The sequence below is a fragment of the Pseudomonas sp. RIT-To-2 genome (assembly GCF_029623465.1).
Lineage (GTDB): Bacteria > Pseudomonadota > Gammaproteobacteria > Pseudomonadales > Pseudomonadaceae > Aquipseudomonas > Aquipseudomonas silvicola.
Map to the genome: position 1 here is coordinate 55,864 of NZ_JAPYKM010000006.1, position 20,262 is coordinate 76,125.

Below are 20,262 nucleotides of genomic sequence, written 5' to 3' on the forward strand. Positions count from 1 at the left end.
CGCTATTTCAAGGTAGTTGAGCTAGGACGAAACGCCATTACCTGGCGGAACAAATTCAGCGCAAACGATGGCGCCGCTGAAAAACAACGACTTGTTGGCGCCGCACCGGGGACTATCACTTTAGTGATAATGCTTTCTTACAGTTGCCGGGTGTCGGGTTGTTGTCGATGCTGCATTTGAAGGGAACCACGTCGCAAAAACCGCAGCATTAGCGTCCTCGACGCAAGGAGTGTGTTGTATGTCCCTCATCAAAATGAAGCACAAGGTCGTCAAGTTTCTGCGCGACAAAGACGGCGCATCCGGCATTGAATATGCCATCATCGCGGCTATGATTGCTGTATTCATCTTCACGTTCAGCACATCGATCCAGGCCGGCCTCACCACCGTATTCACCAACATCAAAAACGCGCTGTAGGCACGGCAGTCCATTCATGACTTTACCCGGCATCAGGTATCCCCTATGAGCCCCTCTCCACCCCCACGCCAACAGCTGCTTCTGGTGGACGACGAAGAGGACGCCCTGCTTGAGCTCGCCGAGCTGCTGGAAGGCGAGGGTTTCTGCTGTTTCACCGCCACCTCGGTGAAACTCGCCCTGCACCACCTCACCCGCCACCCCGACATTGCCCTGGTCATCACCGACCTGCGCATGCCTGAGGAAAGCGGCATGTCGCTGATCAAGCGCTTGCGCGAGCACACCTCGCGCCAGCATTTGCCGGTGATCGTCACCTCGGGCCACGCCGACATGGAGGACGTCAGCGACATGCTGCGCCTGCAGGTGCTGGACCTGTTCCGCAAGCCCATCTATCACGTGCGCTTGCTGGAAACCCTGAACAACCTCTTCCCGCAGCCCAAGGTGCACCTGGTTGGCCATTGAGCCTAAAAGCGTCATGGGCCCGGTCACTCGGAGCCACCCAGGTCACTGTCAGGCTGGCTAAGATATAGGCAGCAGGGGAACTCAGCGGCAAAGCCCCTGCCCAAGCCTCTGGCCGGCATCAGCCGGTAATCGATCGGGAAGCACACATGCACGCAGATGGTTTTTTCGAATGGCTGGGCCAGGCGCTGGGCGCGATCATTCGGTTTGTGGTCGACAGCCTGAGCTGGCTGTTCAACCTGCTGGCCCATGCAGGGGGCAATTTCGTCGAGGGGCTGTCGCGCACCCTGGGCATGGACACTTCGCTGATCAGCATCATCGCCCTGGTCATCGGCCTGATGTTTCTATATTCAGCCTTGCGCGCGTTCATGCGCGCCTCGATTTTCCTCGGGGTGATCTGGCTGATCCTGGGTTTGTGGCTGCTCAGTTGGATTATCCACTGAGCACAATGAGGTAGCATGGCGGGCCCGCGAAGGAGCCCGCATGAGTACACTGCTGAACGATTGGCGCGACCGCCCTACCCACCGTCGGGTCTGGGGCCTTGCCGCGCCAATGATCCTGTCCAATATTTCCGTGCCGCTGGTGGCGCTGGTCGACAGCACCGTCATCGGCCACCTGCCCCACGCCCACCAGTTGGGCGCCGTCGCCGTGGGCGCCAGCCTTTACGGTTTTCTGGCCTCGATGATGGGTTTCCTGCGCATGGGCGCTACCGGCTTTGCCGCCCAGGCGGCCGGGCGCAATGACGGCACCACACTGCGCCAGGTACTGTTGCAGGGCTTGTCGCTGGCCCTGCTGTTTTCCCTGCTGCTGTGGGCACTTGCCCTACCCTTCAGCCACCTGGCCCTGAGCCTGATGCAACCTTCGGCGGCCCTGGCGCAAAGCACCCGCGATTTCTTCCAGGTGCGCTTGCTGGGCCTGCCCGCCGCGCTGGGCACCTACGCCCTGGTCGGCTGGTTCCTGGGTACCCAGAACGCCCGGGCACCGCTGGCGATCCTGCTGGTCACCAACCTGACCAACATTGCGCTCAACCTGTGGTTCGTGATCGGCCTGGGGTGGGGCGTGATCGGTTCGGCCTGGGCCTCGGTCCTGGCGGAATGGCTGTCGGTGGCCATCGGCCTGGCGCTCACTCGCCCGTCTTTGCGGGCCTACCCCGGCGAAGTGGCCTGGGCGGCGCTGCGGGTGTGGCAAAGCTGGAAGCCGATGCTGGTGGTCAACCGCGACATCTTCCTGCGCAGCCTGGCGTTGCAATTGGTGTTCTTCCTGATCACCGTGCAGGGCGCCCGGCTGGGCGATGCCACCGTCGCCGCCAACGCACTGTTGCTCAACGGCCTGATGGTGACCGCCTACGCCCTGGACGGGCTGGCCCATGCGGTGGAAGCCCTGTGCGGGCATGCCATCGGCGCCGGCAACCGCGATGAACTGCGCCGCTCCATGACCGTGGCCTGTGGCTGGTCATTGCTGGCCAGCGTGGCGTTCGCCGTGTTGTTCCTGTTCGGCGGGCACCTGTTCATCGCGCTGCAGACCGATATACCCAGCGTACGTGATACCGCGGACATCTACTTGCCTTACCTCGCGGTGCTGCCGCTGATTGCCGTGGGTAGCTACCTGCTCGACGGCCTGTTCATTGGCGCAACGCGGGCGCGGGAAATGCGTAATGCGATGTTGCTGAGCGTGGCCCTGATGCTACCGGTAGCAGTATTGACCACCGGTTTGGGCAACCACGGCCTGTGGTTGAGCTTTCTGCTGTTCATGGCGTTGCGGGCGGTAACTCTGGGGGCCGCCGGGTGGCGGCTGCATCTGCGTGATGGGTGGTTTACGCAAGGCCACGGCTAACCAGCGATACCGGCCAACTGTCAGATCCTACAGTTACCAGGGGCGCGCAGGGGTGGTTCACTCAAGTCTTCATTGAATGCCCCGAGGACACCACCATGAACCCTGAATCGCAAGCCCGCGCCGACTTTAAAAACCTTGTCCGGCAACGCCTGGTAGCTCCCTTCGATGATCCCGAGGCCGTTATTTACCACTCCGACTTCTCTCGGGACATAGATGACTGGGCGCCCATGTGGATTGACGTCGCCCTCAGCGTACGTGACCGATTTCTACTGACAACACGTGACGCCAAGGACGATTACGCCTACTGCCATTCATTCAGGAGCGTTTCGGTCACGGCTGGATCCTACCTGTTGATTGGCGAAATGAAGGTCGACTCGCCAACCTTTATCTTCGGCGGCTTCGGTGCCTGGTCCGGGAACCGCACCATTGCCTGGGTACTGACCGCCCCCAGCAAAAAATTGGAGCGCCTTAATGTAACGTTCAACGTCCCTGCCGATGGGGTGATTGAACTGGAGTTCGGCGCCTACGCGCGCATGTGGGAGGAGACCGAGCACATGATGTCCTCGTGGCTGAAAAACGTGTCGCTGATCAGGATCAACGACTGACGAAACCCACTACATCCGGCAGCACCGGCGCCAACCAGCGCAGCGGTCGGGCGAAACTACCCACCAGAGTGATGTGGTTGATGCGGTTGTAGTAGAAGTCCTGCACCGGCACGCCTTGCTCACGCAGGCGTGTCGCCATCTGCCAGGTGTTGCGCCGCGGGTTCACCAGGTTGTCGCTGTTGGCGGCTATCAGCAGCGCCGGGGGCGCCTGGCGGCTCAGGTGGTTGACGGGCTGGGAGTCGGGTGGCTCGTGGGGGGAGAAGAACACGGGCTTGGCTTGCGGGTTTTCGATGGGCAGGAAATCGTAGGGCCCGGCCAGGCCGATCCAACCATGCAATATGGCCGGCGTCAGGCCTTCGGCGGCCAGCCAGCGTGGGTCCAGCGCCAGCATTGAAGCGTTGTAGGCGCCGGAGCTGTGCCCCATCACGAACAGTCGCTGGAGGTTGCCGCCATACCCTGCGATGTGCCGCCAGGTCCAGGCCAGCGCCGCCGCATTGTCCTTGAGAAAGTCCGGGTAGCGCACCTGTGGATAAAGCCGGTAATCGGCGACCACGGTCAGTATCCCCCGGGACGCGAGCGCTTCGCCGACAAAGCGGTACTGCTGCCGCGAGCCGCTGTTCCAGGTGCCCCCATAGAAAAAAACCACCACCGGGTGTTCCGGCAGTGGTTTCAAAGGCTGGTAGATGTCCAGTTGCTGGCGCGGGTCGCTGCCGTAGGCAACGCCCGCTGTCAGCCGGTAACTGTCCGACGGCGTCAGGCCGTCGACCAGTTTCAGCGGCGAGCAGGCCGCCAGCAGGGCAATGATCGCCCCGCCCAGCACGGCCAGCAGGCCTCTCATTCAGCTCACGACGACAGGTACGAGGAACGGGTCAGGCCCAGGCGCAATGCGTCCAGGTACTGAGTGCGTTCACGGGCGCTGATCTTGGCACTGGCGACCTTGTCACGGTAGTGGGTCATCAGTTCCTCGGGCGACAGGTGCACGTAGCGCAGCATGTCCTCGATGGTGTCGTGGGTCTCGATGCCGGCGTGGTACACGCTGCCATCGGCGTTCTGGTAGATGTTCACCGAGTCGGTATCACCGAACAGGTTGTGCATGTCACCCAGGATTTCCTGGTAGGCGCCCACCAGGAAGATACCCAGCAAGTAGTCTTCGCCCTCGTTCACCGAGTGCACCGGCAGGCTGGTCTCGATGCTCTGCTCGTCGACGTATTGCTTGATCTTGCCGTCGCTGTCGCAGGTCAGGTCCTGCAGCACGGCGCGGCGCATGGGCTCTTCGTCCAGGCGGTGCAGCGGCAGGATCGGCAGTACCTGGCCGATGGCCCAGGTGTCGGGCAGGCTCTGGAACACCGAGAAGTTGCAGATGTACTTGTCGGCCAGCTTGTCGTTGAGCTCATCCAGCACCATGCGGTGCGAGCGCTGGCGAGCCTTCAGCGAGTTGTGCAGGCGGCGGCACACGGCGAAGTAGCATTGCTCGGCCAGGGCTTTCTGGGCGAGGGTGATCTTGCCATCGGCGTACTGGGTGGCCACGTCACTCATGTAGTGGGTGGCGCGCCAGTAGGTCTCGGTGACCATTTCGATGTCGGTCGGGCCCAGCAGGTCCACCAGCCACTGCACGGTCTCGGGCAGGCTTTCCTTGTCTTCGATTTCCGGCACGTCGTCGTTGTGCTTCTCGACGTCGGTCACCTGCACCACCAGCATGGCGTGGTGAGCGGTCAGGGAACGGCCGCTTTCCGAGAAAATGTGTGGGTGCGGCAGGCCCTGGGCGTCGCAGAATTCCTTGAGCATGCCCACCACGACACCGGCGTAATCGTCCATGTCGTAGTTGATGGAGCTGGCATTGCGCGAGTGAGTACCGTCGTAGTCGACGCCCAGGCCGCCGCCCACGTCGATGTGGTCCACCGGCAAGCCCAGGGAGCGCAGTTCGCCGTAGTAGCGAATGGCTTCCTTGAAGCCGTGCTGGTAGTCAGCCAGGTTGGCGATCTGCGACCCCATGTGGAAATGCAGCAGGCGAATGCCGTCGTCCAGGCCGGCGGCGCGGAAGCGCTCCACTACCGACAGCAACTGGGCGGCAGACAGGCCGAATTTGGACTTCTCGCCACCGGTGTCGGCCCACTTGCTGGAGGCCAGCGACGACAGGCGCACGCGCAGGCCCACCTGCGGCTTGACCTTGAGGTCGGCCGCTTCTTCGATCACCAGCGCCACTTCCGACTCTTTTTCGATGACGATGAAGACGTTGTGGCCCAGCTTCTGGCCCATCAGCGCCAGGCGAATGAATTCGCGGTCCTTGTAGCCGTTGCAGACGATGGTGCCGCCCTTGGGCGCCAGGGCCAGCACGGCCAGCAGCTCGGGCTTGGAGCCGGCTTCAAGGCCGATGGAAACGTTCTGGGTGGCGATGATGTTTTCCACCACCGCTTCCTGCTGGTTGACCTTGATCGGGTACAGGGCGGTGTACTGGCTCTGGTAGTCCAGGCGCGCGATGTTGGCGTCGAAGGCGCCGGTCAGCTGGCGCACGCGGTCTTGCAGGATATCGGGGAAGCGTACCAGCAGTGGCAGCGACAGGCCGCTCTTGCGCAGTTCGTCCACCTGTTCGAACAGGTCGATGGGCGCACTCTGCGGCCCATTGGGACGCACTTCCACGCGCCCGGCCTCGTTGATCGCGAAATAACCGGCCCCCCAATGGCGGATCCCGTAAACACTGCGGCTGTCCGCAACTGTCCATTGGCTGCCATCGTCTTTGCGTGTGCGTCGTACGGACATCGAAGTCCCCTATAAAAAGTCAAATGCCACCGGCCATCAGGCCGGTGCAGTGTAATAAGTGAAGATGACGATTACCCGCCTGTGCAGGGTAGACCCTGCAGGGCGCGCCAAGTTTGCAAAAATGGAGAAAGCGCCGGTGCGGTTCAGCCGCCGGACTTCTTGGCCTTGAAACCCTGCTTGACCAGTTCGGCGAGCAGCAGCTCGACATGGTCGCCCTGGATTTCAATGACGCCATCCTTGAGAGCGCCGCCAGTACCGCAGCGGCGCTTGAGGGTGGTCGCCAGTTCCTTGAGGTCGTCGGGCGCCAGCGGGACGCCGGTGATGGTGGTCACCGTCTTGCCGCCCCGGCCCTTGCTTTCACGACGCACGCGGGCAATCCCGTCACCTTCGGGGATGACGGCCTGCTTGCAGATGCAGGCATCCAGGGGTTGACGACAGTCCGGGCAATGCCGACCTGCATCGGTGGAAAACACCAGGCCGCCGAGTGCGGCGAAGGATGCGGCTTTTTTGGCCACTGGCAATCCTCTTGTGAGGACGAAAAAACTGGCCGGCGCACGGGGCGTGACCGACCGCGAAGCCCCACTCAGGCAGGGGCAGCGCTACTGAAGGCGGTTGAAAGCCTGCAGCTTGAAAAGGTCGCGCAGTGTAACGGCAAATGCAAGGAATGCTAAGTGCCAAAACGCGCCATTTTCCACAAGTTTCGCGACGTGGCGCGCCCTGGAGCACCGCCGCCCCTCCAGGACCGGGCGAAGCTGGGGAACAGGGCCGCCGGGCAGACCGCGCCGCCTGCTTCCCTAGCGTGCGCCCGTTCCTGATAAAGCCCAGCGTCAGGGGGTCATGCACAACCGCAGGGCCATCAGCGAGTCCGGGCAGTAGGGCCGGGTTTCGCTTTCGGCCAGGGCCTGGGCCACGGGCATGAACCCCGCCTCCATCACCTCTTCCGGTTGAACGCTCAACGGGCCGTCCCACACCGCGGAATACACGGCGCACCAGGCGCGGTTGCAGGGTTCGTCGAAAAAGAAATGGCCATGGGCGGTCAGCGCTACACCCGTCACGCCCAGCTCTTCCTGCAACTCACGGGCAGCCGAGTCTTCGTAACTCTCCCCCGCGCTGACCATGCCGCCAGCCGCCACGTCCCAATACCCGGGGTACACCGCCTTGCTCAGGGTGCGGCGGTGCACACACAGCTCGCCTGCGGTGTTGAACAGCAGGATGAAAGTGGCACGGCCGATCAAGCCGCGCTCGCGCAGTTGATGGCGCGCCAGGGCGCCGAGCACGGTGTCCTGCTCGTCGACCCAGGTGATCTGCTCGGCGTCGGAAGCGGCGCGGTGCGCCGCCTCTTTATCGGAGTAACTCATCCGTCACCCCTGGGACAGCAGTTGACGCAGGTCGATCACTGCGGCATTGGCCCGGGAAATGTAGTTGGCCATCACCAGCGAATGGTTGGCCAGGATACCGAAGCCACTGCCGTTGAGGATCATCGGGCTCCAGACAGGCTCCTGGGAAGCCTCCAGTTCACGAATGATCTGGCGCACGCTGACCGTGGCGTTCTTCTTGGCCAGCACATCGGCGAAGTCCACTTCCACCGCGCGCAGCATGTGCGACAGTGCCCAGGCCTGGCCACGGGCTTCATAGAAGACGTTGTCGATCTGCATCCATGGGGTCTCGACGATTTCCTCGTCAAGCTGCGGCGCCTGTCCCGGCACGACGGTTTCGGTCTTCAGGCTGCTGTTGAGCTTGACCCGGCCGACACTGGCGGACAGGCGCTGGGACAGCGACCCCAGGCGCGTTGCCACGTCCCCCAGCCAGTTGTTCAGGTTGTCGGCACGCGGGTAGAACAGCGCGCCCGTCTGGTTCGGGTCCGACAGCCGCGCCTGGTAGCGGCCCAGGGAGTTGATGCCTTCCTGGAACTCGGACTCGCTGGACGGCCAGATCCAGCTCTTGTTATCGAAGTTGAAGCGCGGTTCGGCACGCACCAGGTCGCCATCTTCAGCCGACTGCGACTGGGAGCGGGCAAAGTCCTTGCGCAGCGCACGGCTGAAGTCACGCACCTGCACCAGCACGCCGTATTCCCAGCTGGGCATGTTGTCCATCCACAGGCCCGGTGGGAAACGGTCGTTGGAGATATAGCCACCCGGTTTGTTCAGCAGCGTGCCGGCCACGGTCTTGAGGGTTTCCACGGTGGTGTAGCCCACCACCATCTTGTGACCCTCGCGGGCGGCCGCTTCCTGGGCGTGCTGCTGCACCGGAAACAGCGCGGGCTCTTCACTCCAGTACCAGCCCAATGCACCGGTGACCAGCAGGTAGATGCCTATCACGCTCAACAGCGCGCGGCTGACCAGCAGGCCGCGCAGGTAACTGCGCGGTGCGGTCGGGGCCGCTCCCTTGCTGTCGGCGCTGGCGCGCGCCTCGCCTTTGCCTGTGCGGTTCTTCCAGTCCAGCATGGCTATATCCTTTCGATCACTGAATTCAAAAGTTCGACCGCGAGCCCCGCGCATCGTGCCAGTGAAACTCGATGTAACGCCTCGAGACACTGCGGGGCCGACGATCCTGGCCTGCACTATAAATCAAGCAGCCGCCCAGGCATAAGCGACTGGCCAGTCATTAAATGAATGCACAAACCGCCGCCTTAAATGCCCAGCGGCCAGCACGGGGAAAAAACCCTGTGCTAGCATAGAGCCATCACGCAGCGCCATACCGCCAATAAGCAGTCAGCCCATGACCGAACCCCAAGACCCCAGCCGAGAGCGGCTAAAGCATCATTTTGCCCAGCGGGTCATCCACCAGGCCCGGCACATCCTGGAGACCTGGCAGCGCCTGCAACGCAGCGAATGGTCGGGGGACAACCTGCGTGAACTGAATGAGGCCAGTCTGCGCCTGCTGCGCTTCGCCGAACGTTTCGAGCAGCCGGAGCACACGCTGATCGCCCGCCAGCTTCGGCAGGTGCTGCTGGCGGTGGAAACCAACCATGGACGCCTGAGCAGCGAGGTCATCGGCGAACTCAACCGCCTGATGCAACGCTTGTCGCGCACAGGCCTGCGCCATGGCGACAGCCTCGACCAGGCACCGCTTCCGCCCCTGCGCAAGCCCGTGTACCTGCTGCTGCAGGACGTGGAGCGCAGCGAACGCCTGGCCGTGCAGCTGGAGTTCTTTGGCCTGTATGTGCAGGCACTGGCCAACCCCGCGGCATTCCAGGCCTCGTTGCGTGAATGCCTGCCAGCGGCCATCGTCATGGACGTGGACTTCGGCGGGTGCGGCATTGGCCTGCAACTGGCGGCCCAGGCCCAGGAGGGCCAGGACCCGAAACTGCCACTGCTGTTCTTCAGCCTGCATGAAACCGACACCCCCACGCGCCTGGCCGCCGTGCGCGCCGGTGGCCAGGAATTTCTCACCGGTGCGCTGGAGGCTTCCAGCCTGCTGGAGAAGATCGAGGCGTTGACGTGCGTGGCCCAGTACGAGCCGTTCAAGGTACTGATCATCGATGACTCCCGCGCCCAGGCCATGCATACCGAACGCCTGCTCAACAACGCAGGTATCGTCACCCGCACCTTGATCGACCCCATCGGCGCGATGGCCGAACTGGCCGACTTCCAGCCCGACTTGATCATCCTCGACATGTACATGCCCGCCTGCACGGGCCCGGAGCTTGCGAAGGTCATCCGCCATAACGACCGTTATGTCAGCGTACCGATCATTTACCTGTCGGCCGAGGACGACCTGGACAAGCAGCTCGACGCCATGAGCGAAGGCGGCGACGACTTCCTGACCAAGCCCATCCGCTCGCGGCACCTGATCACCACGGTGCGCAACCGCGCTGCCCGGGCACGCAACCTCAAGTCGCGGATGGTGCGTGACAGCCTCACCGGGCTGTACAACCACACCCACATCCTGCAACTGCTGGAAGACTGCGCGTTCCGGGCCTGCCGCGAGGGCAAGCCGCTGACCTTCGCCATGCTCGACATTGACCACTTCAAGAAGGTCAACGACAGCCACGGCCACCCCATGGGTGACCGCGTCATCAAAAGCCTGGCGCTGTTCCTCAAGCAGCGGCTGCGCAAGACTGACTTCATCGGCCGCTATGGTGGCGAGGAGTTCGCCATTGTCATGCCCGACACGGATATCGAGGCGGCCCATGCCGTGCTGGACGAGATTCGCGAGCGCTTCGCGGAGATCCACTACCCGGCGCAGCCGCACGACCTGCAATGCACCTTCAGCGCCGGCGTGGTGCAAATGGTCGAGGCCAGCGACAGCCTTACCATGGCAACCCAGGCCGATGAGGCGCTGTACCGCGCCAAGCGGCTGGGGCGCAACCGGGTTCTGGTCGTCTGATGGTGTTGCCCGGCCCTGCAGGCGCCGCCCACTGCAGGACCGGGCAACGCCAACCCGACAGATGAAGTAACAACCCCGCCCCCTGCACGGCAAAGCCCACTGGGCTATGATGCGCACACTTTTGCTTTGCGAGATTGCCATGCGCCGCCTGCTTTGCCTTCTGTTACTGGTACTGACCCTGCCCGCTGTCGGCGCCGGGCTGCTGGACTCACGCCCCAGCGCTACGCTGGGCGGTGCCCTGAACAGCAACAGCGACTTCCTGCCGGTGCACCAGGCGTTCCAGCTCAACCTCGGCAAAACCACGCCTGACGCCATCACCCTGCAGTTCGTCGCCACCGACGGCTACTACCTGTACCGCCACCGCTTCCAGTTCAAGGCGACACCGGCGGACATCAAGCTGGGCACCCCGCAACTGCCCGACGGCGAGAAAAAACACGACGAATACTTTGGTGATGTCGAGGTGTACCACGGCATCGTCGAGGTCACCCTGCCCCGCGACCCGGCCGACCACCGGCCCTTCACCCTGGCGGTCACGTACCAGGGCTGTGCCGACAAGGGCCTGTGCTACCCGCCGGAAACCGAGAAACTGGCCATCGATGGCGGCGCCCCCGCCGACGCCAACGCCACGCTCACTGGCCCGGCCGGTGGTGCCCCCGTGCGCGGCTGGTCCTGGTATGAATTGTTGCTGTACCTGCTCGGCGGCATAGGCCTGACCTTTACCCCATGCGTGCTGCCGATGCTGCCTATTCTGTCGGCCGTGGTCATGCGTGGCCAGAGCAGCAAACTGCGCCGTTACAGCCTGTCGCTGGCCTATGTGCTGCCCATGGCGCTGTGCTTCGCGGTGCTGGGGGCCCTGATGGGGCTGTTCGGTGCCGGCCTGAACCTGCAGGCTCGGCTGCAATCGGCCTGGGTGCTGGGGCCGTTCTCGCTGTTCTTCGTGGTGTTTGCCCTGTCGATGTTCGGCCTGTTCGAACTCAAGCTGCCGGCCGCCATCAGCCACCGCCTGGACCGCATCGCCGGCAATACCCAGGGCGGCTCGCTGTGGGGCGCCGCCGTGATGGGTGTGCTATCCAGCCTGCTGGTATCACCGTGCGTTTCAGCGCCCCTGGCCGGTGCCTTGCTGTACATCAGCACCACCGGCGATGCCTTGGGCGGGGCGCTGAAGCTGTTCGCACTGGGCCTGGGCATGGGCCTGCCGCTGATGGCCGTGGCCATTGGCGGGGTGACCTGGCTGCCAAAAAGCGGCCCGTGGCTGGAACTGGTCAAGAATGCCATTGGCGTACTGCTGCTGGCCCTGGCCATCGGCTTGCTCAGCCGCGTGCTGCCGGGGCCGGTCACCTTGTTGCTGGTGGGCCTGCTGGCCGCAGGCGTCGGCCTGTTCCTGGGCGCCCTGGAGTTTACCGCCAAGCTACCCCGCCAACGGCTGGCCCAACTGCTCGGGCTGCTGCTGGTGGTGTATGGCCTGGCATGCTGGTATGGCGCAATGAGCGGCCAGGGTGACCCGCTGCGGCCACTGCCTGGCCCCGTGGCCAACAGCGCATCGGCAGCCCCGGCCAGCAACCGCTGGCAGACGATCACCACCGCCGGGGAACTGGACCAGGCCCTGGCCCAGGCGAAGCAGGCCGGCAAACCACTGGTACTGGACTGGTACGCTGACTGGTGCATCAGTTGCAAGGTCATCGAGCACGACGTGCTCACCGACCCGCAGGTGGTGTCGCGCCTGGCGGGCTACCAGCAGGTGCGGTTCGACGTCACCGACAGCAATGCCGAACAGCGCGCCCTGCTGGACCGCTACAAACTGTTCGGCCCCCCTGCCCTGGTGTTCTTCGCACCCGATGGCAGCGAAATCGCCGATGCCAAGGTCATCGGTGAAACCGATGCTGCCGGCTTCCTCGGCAAGATCACCCTGGCAGACCGCCAAATGGTCCGTTGAGCCGCCAGGCCGGTGCTTGCGCTGGCCTGAGTGACCCATTTCAGCAAACAAGTCACAAATTTCAGGCGAACATCGGGCAACGTGCAGGCTATTGTGCTTGACTGGACAGTCGTCGCCCCATTGCGGCATAGTCGTGCCGCCTGAACAAACCGGGTAGTTTCAAGGAGCCGTGAATGCAGATGATCCTCAGGTTTTCGCCCAAGTTGCCCCTGGTATCAACGCAAAACGTGACGCGCCGCCAAGAGTGAGCATCCCACTTCTCGAACAGTGGGTGTCCCATGGGGCTACCGCCGCAATTTCCGCCATTGCCATGGCAGGCCTCAACCGGCCGTCATGGCGATCCGCGACCTTGGCGCCAGCGCTTGCCGACTGGCTTGGGAGGTCGCCCTGGAACAATTTGTACACACTACCTGAACGCCCCTGACCGACCCTTGGGAGTTGATGATTAATGGATATTCGCAAAGTAAAGAAACTGATCGAGCTGCTGGAAGAGTCCGGTATCGACGAGCTGGAAATTCGTGAAGGCGAAGAGTCCGTACGGATCAGCCGTCACAGCAAGACCCCGGCCCAGCAGTACTACGCGCCAGCCCCGGTTGCCGCCCCTGTCGCTGCCCCGGCTGCCGCGCCCGCCGCCGCTGCCGACGCACCGGCCGCTGCACCGAAACTGAACGGTACCGTGGCCCGCTCGCCAATGGTCGGTACGTTCTACCGCAAGGCTTCGCCTGCCTCGCCAGCCTTCGTTGAAGTCGGCCAGACCGTGAAGAAAGGCGACACCCTGTGCATCGTCGAAGCGATGAAGATGATGAACCACATCGAAGCTGAAACCAGCGGTGTGATCGAATCGATCCTCGTGGAAGACGGCCAGCCGGTTGAATTCGACCAGCCGCTGTTCACCATCGTTTGAATCGCGGAGAGCCAACGATGTCCCAACCTGCGAAATTGGAAAAAGTCCTGATTGCCAACCGCGGCGAAATCGCCCTGCGGATCCTGCGTGCCTGCAAGGAACTGGGTATCAAGACTGTCGCCGTCTACTCCAAGGCCGACAAGGAGCTGATGCACCTGGGCCTGGCAGACGAGTCCGTTTGCATCGGTCCGGCACCGGCTGCGCAATCCTACCTGCACATTCCGGCGATCATCGCGGCTGCCGAAGTGACTGGCGCTACCGCCATTCACCCTGGCTACGGCTTCCTGGCTGAAAACGCCGACTTCGCCGAACAGGTCGAGAAATCCGGCTTCGCCTTCATCGGCCCGAAAGCCGACACCATTCGCCTGATGGGCGACAAGGTATCGGCCAAGCACGCCATGATCGAAGCCGGCGTGCCGACCGTTCCCGGTTCCGACGGCCCGCTGCCCGAAGACGAGGAAGAAGCCCTGCGCATCGGCCGTGAAGTCGGCTACCCGGTGATCATCAAGGCCGCCGGTGGCGGTGGTGGTCGCGGCATGCGCGTGGTGCACAAGGAAGAAGACCTGATCGCTTCGGCGAAGCTGACCCGTACCGAAGCCGGTGCTGCGTTCGGCAACCCGATGGTCTACCTGGAGAAGTTCCTGACCAACCCACGCCACGTGGAAGTGCAGGTACTGTCCGACGGCCAGGGCCACGCCATCCACCTGGGCGACCGTGACTGCTCCCTGCAGCGCCGCCACCAGAAGGTACTGGAAGAAGCCCCGGCACCGGGTATCGACGAAGAAGCCCGGCAGATGGTCTTCGCTCGCTGCGTCAAAGCGTGCATCGACATCGGCTACCGCGGCGCCGGCACCTTCGAATTCCTGTATGAAAACGGCGCGTTCTATTTCATTGAAATGAACACCCGTGTACAGGTAGAGCACCCGGTATCGGAAATGGTCACCGGCATCGACATTCTCAAAGAGATGTTGAGCATCGCTGCAGGCAACCCGCTGTCGTACACCCAGGATGACGTAGTCATTCGCGGCCACTCGCTGGAATGCCGTATCAACGCCGAAGACCCGAAGAACTTCATTCCGAGCCCAGGCACGGTCAAGCACTTCCACGCACCAGGCGGCAACGGCGTTCGCGTCGATTCGCACCTGTACAGTGGCTATGCCGTTCCGCCGAACTACGATTCGCTGATCGGCAAACTGATCACCTACGGCAAGGACCGCGACGAAGCCATGGCGCGCATGCGCAACGCCCTGGACGAGATCGTGGTGGACGGGATCAAGACCAACATCCCGCTGCACCGCGACCTGACCCGCGACGAAGGCTTCTGCAAAGGCGGCGTGAACATCCACTACCTGGAACACAAGCTGGCTGCCCAGAAGTGATTCACGGTTGTAGATAGCGGTACAGAAAACCGGCCCTCGAGGCCGGTTTTTTCATGCCTGGGGACAGGCATTGCGGGAGCTGGCTTGCCAGCGCGCTTTTTGCTGCATCAACAAGCTCGCTGGCAAGCCAGCTCCCGCAAAGTCGAGTAAACTGCCGCCCTTTAGATCCCGATTCCAAAGGTACCCGCCATGCCGTGGCTGCAAGTTCGTCTGGCCATCAGCCCAGAACAAGCCGAAACCTATGAAGACGCCCTGCTGGAAGTCGGCGCCGTTTCGGTCACCTTCATGGACGCCGAAGACCAGCCGATCTTCGAACCGGAGCTCAACACCACGCCGCTGTGGGCCCACACCCACTTGCTGGCCCTGTTCGAAGCCGACGCCGAGCCTGCCAGCGTATTCGCCCACCTGGAGCTGCTGACCGGCGCGGCACTGCCCGAGCACCACGCCGAGGTGATCGAAGACCAGGACTGGGAGCGCAGCTGGATGGACAACTTCCACCCCATGCGCTTCGGCCAGCGCCTGTGGATCGTGCCCAGCTGGCACGCCGCCCCGGAACCTGGCGCGGTGAACCTGCTGCTGGACCCGGGCCTGGCCTTCGGCACAGGCACCCACCCCACCACCGCGCTGTGCCTGGAATGGCTCGATGGCCAGGACCTGAAGGGCCAGAACGTGCTGGATTTCGGCTGCGGCTCGGGCATTCTGGCCATCGCCGCCCTGCTGCTCGGCGCTGAGCACGCGGTAGGTACCGACATCGACGTGCAGGCGCTGGAAGCATCGCGCGACAATGCCCGGCGCAATGGCGTGGCCGACGCGCAGTTCCCGCTGTACCTTCCGCAAGACCTGCCGCAGGTACAGAGCGATGTGCTGGTGGCCAACATCCTCGCCGGCCCACTGGTTTCCCTGGCGCCACAGCTGACCGGCCTGGTGAAGCCCGGCGGCCTGCTGGCCCTGTCGGGCATCCTTGCCGAGCAAGGCGAGGAAGTGGCCGCCGCCTATGCCGCCGCGTTCGACCTGGACCCTATCGCCGACCGCGATGGCTGGGTACGCATCAGTGGTCGCCGCCGCTGAGAGCGCCTAGAATGCTTGTCTGCATAACCCGGACCCGCGCATGACCGACAGTTTCGTCACCCAGTGCCCCCATTGCCAGACCAGCTTTCGCGTCAGCCACACTCAACTGAGCGTGGCCCGCGGAGTGGTGCGTTGTGGCGCCTGCCTGCAGGTGTTCAACGCTGCGCGCCAGCTGCTGGAGCAAAGCACCGGCCGCCAGGAACCTGCCCAGGAACCCGCGCCACCGGTCGCCGGGCAGCGCGCCGCGCCCATCAGCCTGCGCGAGTGGACGGCCAACGAGCTGGACCTCGACCAGCTCGACCTCGACGGCGAACTGGCACGCCTGGAGCAACGGGAGATCCAGCCGGTCAAGGCGTTCAAGGACCACCCTCCACGCGATGAGTCGTTCAGCGCCAGCCGGGACGAGCATCAGGATGAAGCGTGGCACGAGCGGCCCTTCGGCACCCACGCCGAGGACCTCGAACTGCACGACGATGACGAACCGTCGCCCCCCATCATCGAGCGCCAGCCGGCCCTTGACGAGGACACCGACAACGAGCGCACCGAGCCTTCGCTGACCCTGACGCCCGTCGAAGCGCACGCGCCCGCCCTTGGCCGCCTGCACGCTGATGACGACCTGCCGCCGCGTGGCGAGCGCTTGTCGGCACTGGATGCCGATGACGACGAGCCTGACGAACCGGCGCCCCGCCCTGGCCGGCACGAACGCAGCGAGCCGAACCTGCGCGAGGCGCCGCTGCTGGACCTGATGGACGACCCGCTGCAACTGGATTGGCAGAAACGCCGCACGCCGTGGGGTAAACGGCTGCTGTGGACCCTGGCGACCCTGGTGGCCGCCCTGGCCCTGGGCGGCCAGTACCTGTGGTACCACTTCGACGAACTGGCCCGCCAGGACCAGTACCGGCCGTGGTTCCAGCAGGTATGCCCGAGCCTGGGCTGCAGCGTGCCGTCGAAGGTCGACATCGACCGCATCAAGAGCAGCAACCTGGTGGTGCGCAGCCACCCCGACTTCAATGGCGCGCTGGTGGTGGACGCGATCATCTACAACCGCGCGCCGTTCTCCCAGCCCTTCCCGCTGCTGGAGCTGCGTTTCGCCGACCTCAATGGCCAATTGATAGCCAGTCGTCGGTTCAAGCCAGGCGAATACCTGTCGGGCGAGCTGGCCGGTAGCCAGGCCGAAATGCCACCCCAGACCCCGATCCACATCTCGCTGGACATCCTCGACCCCGGCCCGAAAGCGGTGAATTACAGCCTCAGCTTCCGCTCCCCCGAGTAGCCCGCCCCTGTAAACACTGGCTCCTTGAGGAGCCGGCCTGCCAGCGCGCTTTTCATTGCCCCGCGAGCTGGCTGGCACGCCAGTGCCCACAAAAATGGCGCTGCCAGGCAACCAAACCACTCGGCATAAGCAAATAGTTGTTCAGATTTTATCCAAAACGACCTTTATCCGGTCACCGAGAGCGGGTATTATGCCCACCCTTTTTCGAACTCTAATGATCCGGCCCCACAACAGGGAACACCTATGTCGGCGGTACGCATCGGCCCATATACATTGAACAACGCCCTGATCCTTGCCCCTATGGCAGGGGTCACGGACCAGCCCTTCCGGCAGCTTTGCCGACGGATGGGCGCAGGCCTGGTTGTATCAGAAATGGTCACCAGTGACATGAGCCTGTGGAACAGCCGCAAGTCGCGCATGCGCATGATCCACGAAGGCGATCCCGAGCCCCGCTCGGTACAGATCGCCGGTGGAGACGCGCAGATGCTGGCCGCGGCCGCGCGGGCCAACGTCGAAATGGGCGCCCAGATCATCGACATCAACATGGGCTGCCCGGCGAAGAAAGTCTGCAACAAGGCGGCAGGTTCCGCTTTACTGAAAGACGAGGCCCTGGTGCAGGAGATCCTGCATGCCGTGGTCGGCGCCGTCCAGGTGCCCGTTACCCTGAAGATTCGCACCGGCTGGGACCGTTCCAACAAGAATGGCATCACCGTTGCAAAGATTGCCGAGCAGGCGGGCATCAGCGCCCTGGCGGTACATGGCCGCACACGCGCCGATCTTTACACGGGTGAAGCCGAATACGACACCATCGCTGCCATCAAGCAGGCGGTGTCGATCCCGGTCTTTGCCAATGGCGACATCGATTCACCGCAAAAGGCCCGGCGCGTCCTCGACGCCACCGGTGCCGACGGCCTGCTGATCGGCCGCGCCGCCCAGGGGCGGCCGTGGATCTTTCGCGAGACCGAGCATTACCTGCGCACCGGCGAACTGTTGCCGGCACCGCAATTGAGTGAAGTGGAACAGATTCTGCTGGAGCACCTGACGGCACTGCACGCCTTCTATGGCGATGTGATGGGCGTGCGTATCGCCCGCAAGCATGTCGGGTGGTACCTGGCCACCTTGCCGGGCGCCAAGGAATTCCGCGCCCAGTTCAACCGCTTGGAAGATACGCAAGCGCAGTGCGCCAACGTTCGCCAGTTCCTCGGTGAATGTAATGAGAGCCCTGTGACAGGGGACGGACAGGGGGTGGCCGCATGACGATGATGACCGAGACTTTAGTGAGTGGAACAACGCCCGTGAGCGACAACGTCAACTTGAAACAGCACCTCAACACGCCCAGCGAAGAGGGTCAGACCCTTCGCGGCAGTGTTGAAAAGGCGCTGCACAATTATTTCGCCCATCTTGAGGGCGCTGCCGTCACTGACGTGTACAACCTGGTGCTTTCCGAAGTCGAGGCCCCCTTGCTCGAAAGCGTGATGAACTACGTCAAGGGCAACCAGACCAAGGCCAGCGAAATGCTGGGCCTGAATCGCGGTACCTTGCGCAAGAAGCTCAAGCAATACGATCTGCTGTAAGCATGCATTCAAACCAGAAAAGGCGACCTGTCCAGGGTCGCCTTTTTTGCTGACTCCTCTGCTTTAGACGGAAATTGAAATGACCGACCAGACTACCCGCCTGCCGATCCGCCGCGCTTTGATCAGCGTTTCCGACAAGACCGGTATCCTTGAATTCGCCCGTGAACTCGAAGCCCTGGGCGTCGAGATCCTGTCCACCGGCGGTACCTTCAAGCTGCTGACGGACAACGGCGTTGCCGCAGTGGAAGTGGCGGACTACACCGGCTTCGCCGAAATGATGGACGGCCGGGTGAAAACCCTGCACCCGAAAATCCACGGCGGCATCCTGGGCCGTCGCGGTATCGACGACGCCATCATGAACGAGCACGGCATCAAGCCGATCGATCTGGTCGCGGTCAACCTCTATCCGTTCGAAGCCACCATCAGCAAGCCAGGCTGCGACCTGCCGACCGCCATCGAGAACATCGACATCGGCGGCCCGACCATGGTCCGTTCCGCGGCCAAGAACCACAAGGACGTGGCCATCGTGGTCAACGCCAGCGACTATGGCCAGGTGCTGGAAAGCCTGAAAACCGGCGGCCTGACCTACGCCCAGCGTTTCGACCTGATGCTCAAGGCCTTCGAGCACACCGCCGCCTACGACGGCATGATCGCCAACTACATGGGCACCGTGAACCAGGCCGCCGAGACCCTGAGCACCGAAGGCCGCAGCGAATTCCCGCGCACCTTCAACAGCCAGTTCATCAAGGCCCAGGAAATGCGCTACGGCGAGAACCCGCACCAGAGCGCGGCGTTCTACGTGGAAGCCAAGCCGGCCGAAGTGGGCATCGCCACCGCCACGCAGTTGCAGGGCAAGGAACTGTCCTACAACAACGTGGCCGATACCGATGCAGCCCTCGAGTGCGTGAAGAGCTTCGTCAAGCCCGCCTGCGTGATCGTCAAGCACGCCAACCCGTGCGGCGTGGCCGTCAGCCCTGACGCCGAAGGCGGCATCCGCCAGGCCTACGAGCTGGCCTACGCCACTGATACCGAGTCGGCTTTCGGCGGCATCATCGCCTTCAACCGCGAACTGGACGCCGAGACCGCCAAGGCCATCGTCGACCGTCAGTTCGTGGAAGTGATCATCGCCCCAAGCGTCAGCGAAGAAGCCCGCGCCATTGTGGCCGCCAAGGCCAACGTGCGCCTGCTGGCCTGCGGCCAGTGGTCGGCCGACCGCGCCGCTGCGTGGGACTACAAGCGCGTCAACGGCGGCCTGCTGGTACAGAGCCGCGACATTGGCATGATCGGCGCCGATGACCTGAAAGTGGTGACCCAGCGCGCCCCGACCGAACAGGAAATCCACGACCTGATCTTCGCCTGGAAAGTGGCCAAGTACGTCAAGTCCAACGCCATTGTCTACGCCAAGAACCGCCAGACCATCGGTGTCGGCGCCGGCCAGATGAGCCGCGTGAACTCCGCGCGCATCGCCGCCATCAAGGCCGAGCACGCAGGCCTGCAGGTACAGGGCGCGGTCATGGCCTCGGACGCGTTCTTCCCGTTCCGTGACGGCATCGACAACGCCGCCAAAGTGGGTATCACCGCGGTCATCCAGCCTGGCGGCTCCATGCGTGACGCCGAAGTCATCGCTGCCGCCGACGAAGCCGGCATCGCCATGGTCTTCACCGGCATGCGTCATTTCCGCCACTGATCGATAGCAGGGGGAGCCGCGAATCGCGGTTCTCCCCACGGGGAAATCG

At 63.4% G+C, this 20,262-nt stretch carries 19 protein-coding genes; 14 read left to right on the forward strand and 5 right to left on the reverse strand.

Features of this window, described 5'->3' with window-relative positions; genetic code table 11:
• The first annotated feature begins 238 nt into the window (after positions 1–238).
• The 5 genes from QBK88_RS07525 to QBK88_RS07545 all read left to right on the forward strand — a co-directional run bounded on the left by QBK88_RS07525 (position 239) and on the right by QBK88_RS07545 (position 3,309).
• The gene (locus tag QBK88_RS07525) at positions 239–415 is read left to right on the forward strand and encodes a Flp family type IVb pilin (RefSeq protein WP_277961557.1); all 177 of its coding nucleotides are present in this window, start codon (positions 239–241) and stop codon (positions 413–415) included.
• Between the two features lie 45 nt (positions 416–460).
• Positions 461–874, forward strand: a complete 414-nt coding sequence (locus QBK88_RS07530; RefSeq protein WP_176569767.1) for a response regulator — start codon at positions 461–463, stop codon at positions 872–874.
• 146 nt (positions 875–1,020) lie between these two features.
• The gene (locus QBK88_RS07535; protein WP_158154158.1) at positions 1,021–1,314 is read left to right on the forward strand and encodes a hypothetical protein; all 294 of its coding nucleotides are present in this window, start codon (positions 1,021–1,023) and stop codon (positions 1,312–1,314) included.
• Between the two features lie 40 nt (positions 1,315–1,354).
• The gene (locus tag QBK88_RS07540; RefSeq protein ID WP_277961558.1) at positions 1,355–2,704 is read left to right on the forward strand and encodes an MATE family efflux transporter; all 1,350 of its coding nucleotides are present in this window, start codon (positions 1,355–1,357) and stop codon (positions 2,702–2,704) included.
• Between the two features lie 95 nt (positions 2,705–2,799).
• Positions 2,800–3,309: a hypothetical protein gene (locus tag QBK88_RS07545; protein ID WP_277961559.1), complete on the forward strand. Its 510-nt coding sequence runs from the start codon at positions 2,800–2,802 to the stop codon at positions 3,307–3,309.
• On the opposite strand, the gene QBK88_RS07550 is transcribed toward QBK88_RS07545, so the two are convergent.
• The 5 genes from QBK88_RS07550 to QBK88_RS07570 all read right to left on the reverse strand — a co-directional run bounded on the left by QBK88_RS07550 (position 3,299) and on the right by QBK88_RS07570 (position 8,510).
• On the reverse strand, positions 3,299–4,147 hold the full coding sequence (locus QBK88_RS07550; protein ID WP_277961560.1) for an alpha/beta hydrolase: 849 nt from the start codon (positions 4,145–4,147) through the stop codon (positions 3,299–3,301). The genes QBK88_RS07545 and QBK88_RS07550 overlap by 11 nt on opposite strands.
• 5 nt (positions 4,148–4,152) lie before the next feature.
• Positions 4,153–6,066, reverse strand: coding sequence for an arginine decarboxylase (speA, locus tag QBK88_RS07555; protein ID WP_277961561.1), 1,914 nt, complete (start codon positions 6,064–6,066; stop codon positions 4,153–4,155).
• A gap of 143 nt (positions 6,067–6,209) precedes the next feature.
• Positions 6,210–6,581, reverse strand: coding sequence for a translation initiation factor Sui1 (locus QBK88_RS07560; RefSeq protein WP_277961562.1), 372 nt, complete (start codon positions 6,579–6,581; stop codon positions 6,210–6,212).
• Between the two features lie 312 nt (positions 6,582–6,893).
• Positions 6,894–7,424, reverse strand: a complete 531-nt coding sequence (locus QBK88_RS07565) for an NUDIX hydrolase (RefSeq protein WP_277961563.1) — start codon at positions 7,422–7,424, stop codon at positions 6,894–6,896.
• Between the two features lie 3 nt (positions 7,425–7,427).
• Positions 7,428–8,510 carry a DUF2333 family protein gene (locus QBK88_RS07570; RefSeq protein ID WP_277961564.1) on the reverse strand — a complete coding sequence of 361 codons (1,083 nt, stop codon included), beginning with the start codon at positions 8,508–8,510 and terminating at the stop codon, positions 7,428–7,430.
• A gap of 274 nt (positions 8,511–8,784) precedes the next feature.
• Here QBK88_RS07570 and QBK88_RS07575 point away from each other — a divergent pair, with 274 nt between their 5' ends.
• The 9 genes from QBK88_RS07575 to purH all read left to right on the forward strand — a co-directional run bounded on the left by QBK88_RS07575 (position 8,785) and on the right by purH (position 20,213).
• The gene (locus QBK88_RS07575) at positions 8,785–10,395 is read left to right on the forward strand and encodes a diguanylate cyclase (protein ID WP_277961565.1); all 1,611 of its coding nucleotides are present in this window, start codon (positions 8,785–8,787) and stop codon (positions 10,393–10,395) included.
• Positions 10,396–10,534: 139 nt separating this feature from the next.
• Positions 10,535–12,328, forward strand: a complete 1,794-nt coding sequence (locus tag QBK88_RS07580; RefSeq protein WP_277961566.1) for a protein-disulfide reductase DsbD — start codon at positions 10,535–10,537, stop codon at positions 12,326–12,328.
• A 448-nt stretch (positions 12,329–12,776) separates the two neighbouring features.
• On the forward strand, positions 12,777–13,232 hold the full coding sequence (gene accB / locus QBK88_RS07585) for an acetyl-CoA carboxylase biotin carboxyl carrier protein (protein WP_277961567.1): 456 nt from the start codon (positions 12,777–12,779) through the stop codon (positions 13,230–13,232).
• A 17-nt stretch (positions 13,233–13,249) separates the two neighbouring features.
• Positions 13,250–14,611 (forward strand): acetyl-CoA carboxylase biotin carboxylase subunit, encoded by a 1,362-nt coding sequence (gene accC / locus QBK88_RS07590; RefSeq protein WP_277961568.1) that lies wholly within the window; start codon positions 13,250–13,252, stop codon positions 14,609–14,611.
• 189 nt (positions 14,612–14,800) lie between these two features.
• Positions 14,801–15,679, forward strand: a complete 879-nt coding sequence (gene prmA, locus QBK88_RS07595; RefSeq protein ID WP_277961569.1) for a 50S ribosomal protein L11 methyltransferase — start codon at positions 14,801–14,803, stop codon at positions 15,677–15,679.
• Positions 15,680–15,719: 40 nt separating this feature from the next.
• Positions 15,720–16,952 carry a DUF3426 domain-containing protein gene (locus QBK88_RS07600; protein WP_277961570.1) on the forward strand — a complete coding sequence of 411 codons (1,233 nt, stop codon included), beginning with the start codon at positions 15,720–15,722 and terminating at the stop codon, positions 16,950–16,952.
• Between the two features lie 243 nt (positions 16,953–17,195).
• Complete coding sequence (dusB, locus tag QBK88_RS07605; protein WP_158154172.1) at positions 17,196–18,209, forward strand: tRNA dihydrouridine synthase DusB; 1,014 nt, start codon at positions 17,196–17,198, stop codon at positions 18,207–18,209.
• Positions 18,206–18,526 carry a DNA-binding transcriptional regulator Fis gene (fis, locus tag QBK88_RS07610; protein WP_008368706.1) on the forward strand — a complete coding sequence of 107 codons (321 nt, stop codon included), beginning with the start codon at positions 18,206–18,208 and terminating at the stop codon, positions 18,524–18,526. The genes dusB and fis overlap by 4 nt, the downstream gene beginning before the upstream one ends.
• 79 nt (positions 18,527–18,605) lie before the next feature.
• Entirely contained in the window at positions 18,606–20,213 is a 1,608-nt protein-coding gene (purH, locus tag QBK88_RS07615; protein ID WP_277961571.1) for a bifunctional phosphoribosylaminoimidazolecarboxamide formyltransferase/IMP cyclohydrolase, read from the forward strand.
• Positions 20,214–20,262: the final 49 nt, after the last annotated feature.

What these genes read in the sequence shown, in the direction of transcription:
- QBK88_RS07540 (WP_277961558.1), top strand. Translation starts at nt 1,355, where the DNA reads ATGAGTACACTGCTGAACGATTGGCGCGACCGCCCTACCCACCGTCGG.
- prmA (WP_277961569.1), top strand. Translation starts at nt 14,801, where the DNA reads ATGCCGTGGCTGCAAGTTCGTCTGGCCATCAGCCCAGAACAAGCCGAA.
- QBK88_RS07530 (WP_176569767.1), top strand. Translation starts at nt 461, where the DNA reads ATGAGCCCCTCTCCACCCCCACGCCAACAGCTGCTTCTGGTGGACGAC.
- accB (WP_277961567.1), top strand. Translation starts at nt 12,777, where the DNA reads ATGGATATTCGCAAAGTAAAGAAACTGATCGAGCTGCTGGAAGAGTCC.
- QBK88_RS07545 (WP_277961559.1), top strand. Translation starts at nt 2,800, where the DNA reads ATGAACCCTGAATCGCAAGCCCGCGCCGACTTTAAAAACCTTGTCCGG.
- QBK88_RS07600 (WP_277961570.1), top strand. Translation starts at nt 15,720, where the DNA reads ATGACCGACAGTTTCGTCACCCAGTGCCCCCATTGCCAGACCAGCTTT.
- speA (WP_277961561.1), bottom strand. Translation starts at nt 6,066, where the DNA reads ATGTCCGTACGACGCACACGCAAAGACGATGGCAGCCAATGGACAGTT.
- QBK88_RS07550 (WP_277961560.1), bottom strand. Translation starts at nt 4,147, where the DNA reads ATGAGAGGCCTGCTGGCCGTGCTGGGCGGGGCGATCATTGCCCTGCTG.
- QBK88_RS07525 (WP_277961557.1), top strand. Translation starts at nt 239, where the DNA reads ATGTCCCTCATCAAAATGAAGCACAAGGTCGTCAAGTTTCTGCGCGAC.
- QBK88_RS07580 (WP_277961566.1), top strand. Translation starts at nt 10,535, where the DNA reads ATGCGCCGCCTGCTTTGCCTTCTGTTACTGGTACTGACCCTGCCCGCT.
- dusB (WP_158154172.1), top strand. Translation starts at nt 17,196, where the DNA reads ATGTCGGCGGTACGCATCGGCCCATATACATTGAACAACGCCCTGATC.
- QBK88_RS07535 (WP_158154158.1), top strand. Translation starts at nt 1,021, where the DNA reads ATGCACGCAGATGGTTTTTTCGAATGGCTGGGCCAGGCGCTGGGCGCG.
- fis (WP_008368706.1), top strand. Translation starts at nt 18,206, where the DNA reads ATGACGATGATGACCGAGACTTTAGTGAGTGGAACAACGCCCGTGAGC.
- QBK88_RS07570 (WP_277961564.1), bottom strand. Translation starts at nt 8,510, where the DNA reads ATGCTGGACTGGAAGAACCGCACAGGCAAAGGCGAGGCGCGCGCCAGC.
- QBK88_RS07565 (WP_277961563.1), bottom strand. Translation starts at nt 7,424, where the DNA reads ATGAGTTACTCCGATAAAGAGGCGGCGCACCGCGCCGCTTCCGACGCC.
- purH (WP_277961571.1), top strand. Translation starts at nt 18,606, where the DNA reads ATGACCGACCAGACTACCCGCCTGCCGATCCGCCGCGCTTTGATCAGC.
- QBK88_RS07575 (WP_277961565.1), top strand. Translation starts at nt 8,785, where the DNA reads ATGACCGAACCCCAAGACCCCAGCCGAGAGCGGCTAAAGCATCATTTT.
- accC (WP_277961568.1), top strand. Translation starts at nt 13,250, where the DNA reads ATGTCCCAACCTGCGAAATTGGAAAAAGTCCTGATTGCCAACCGCGGC.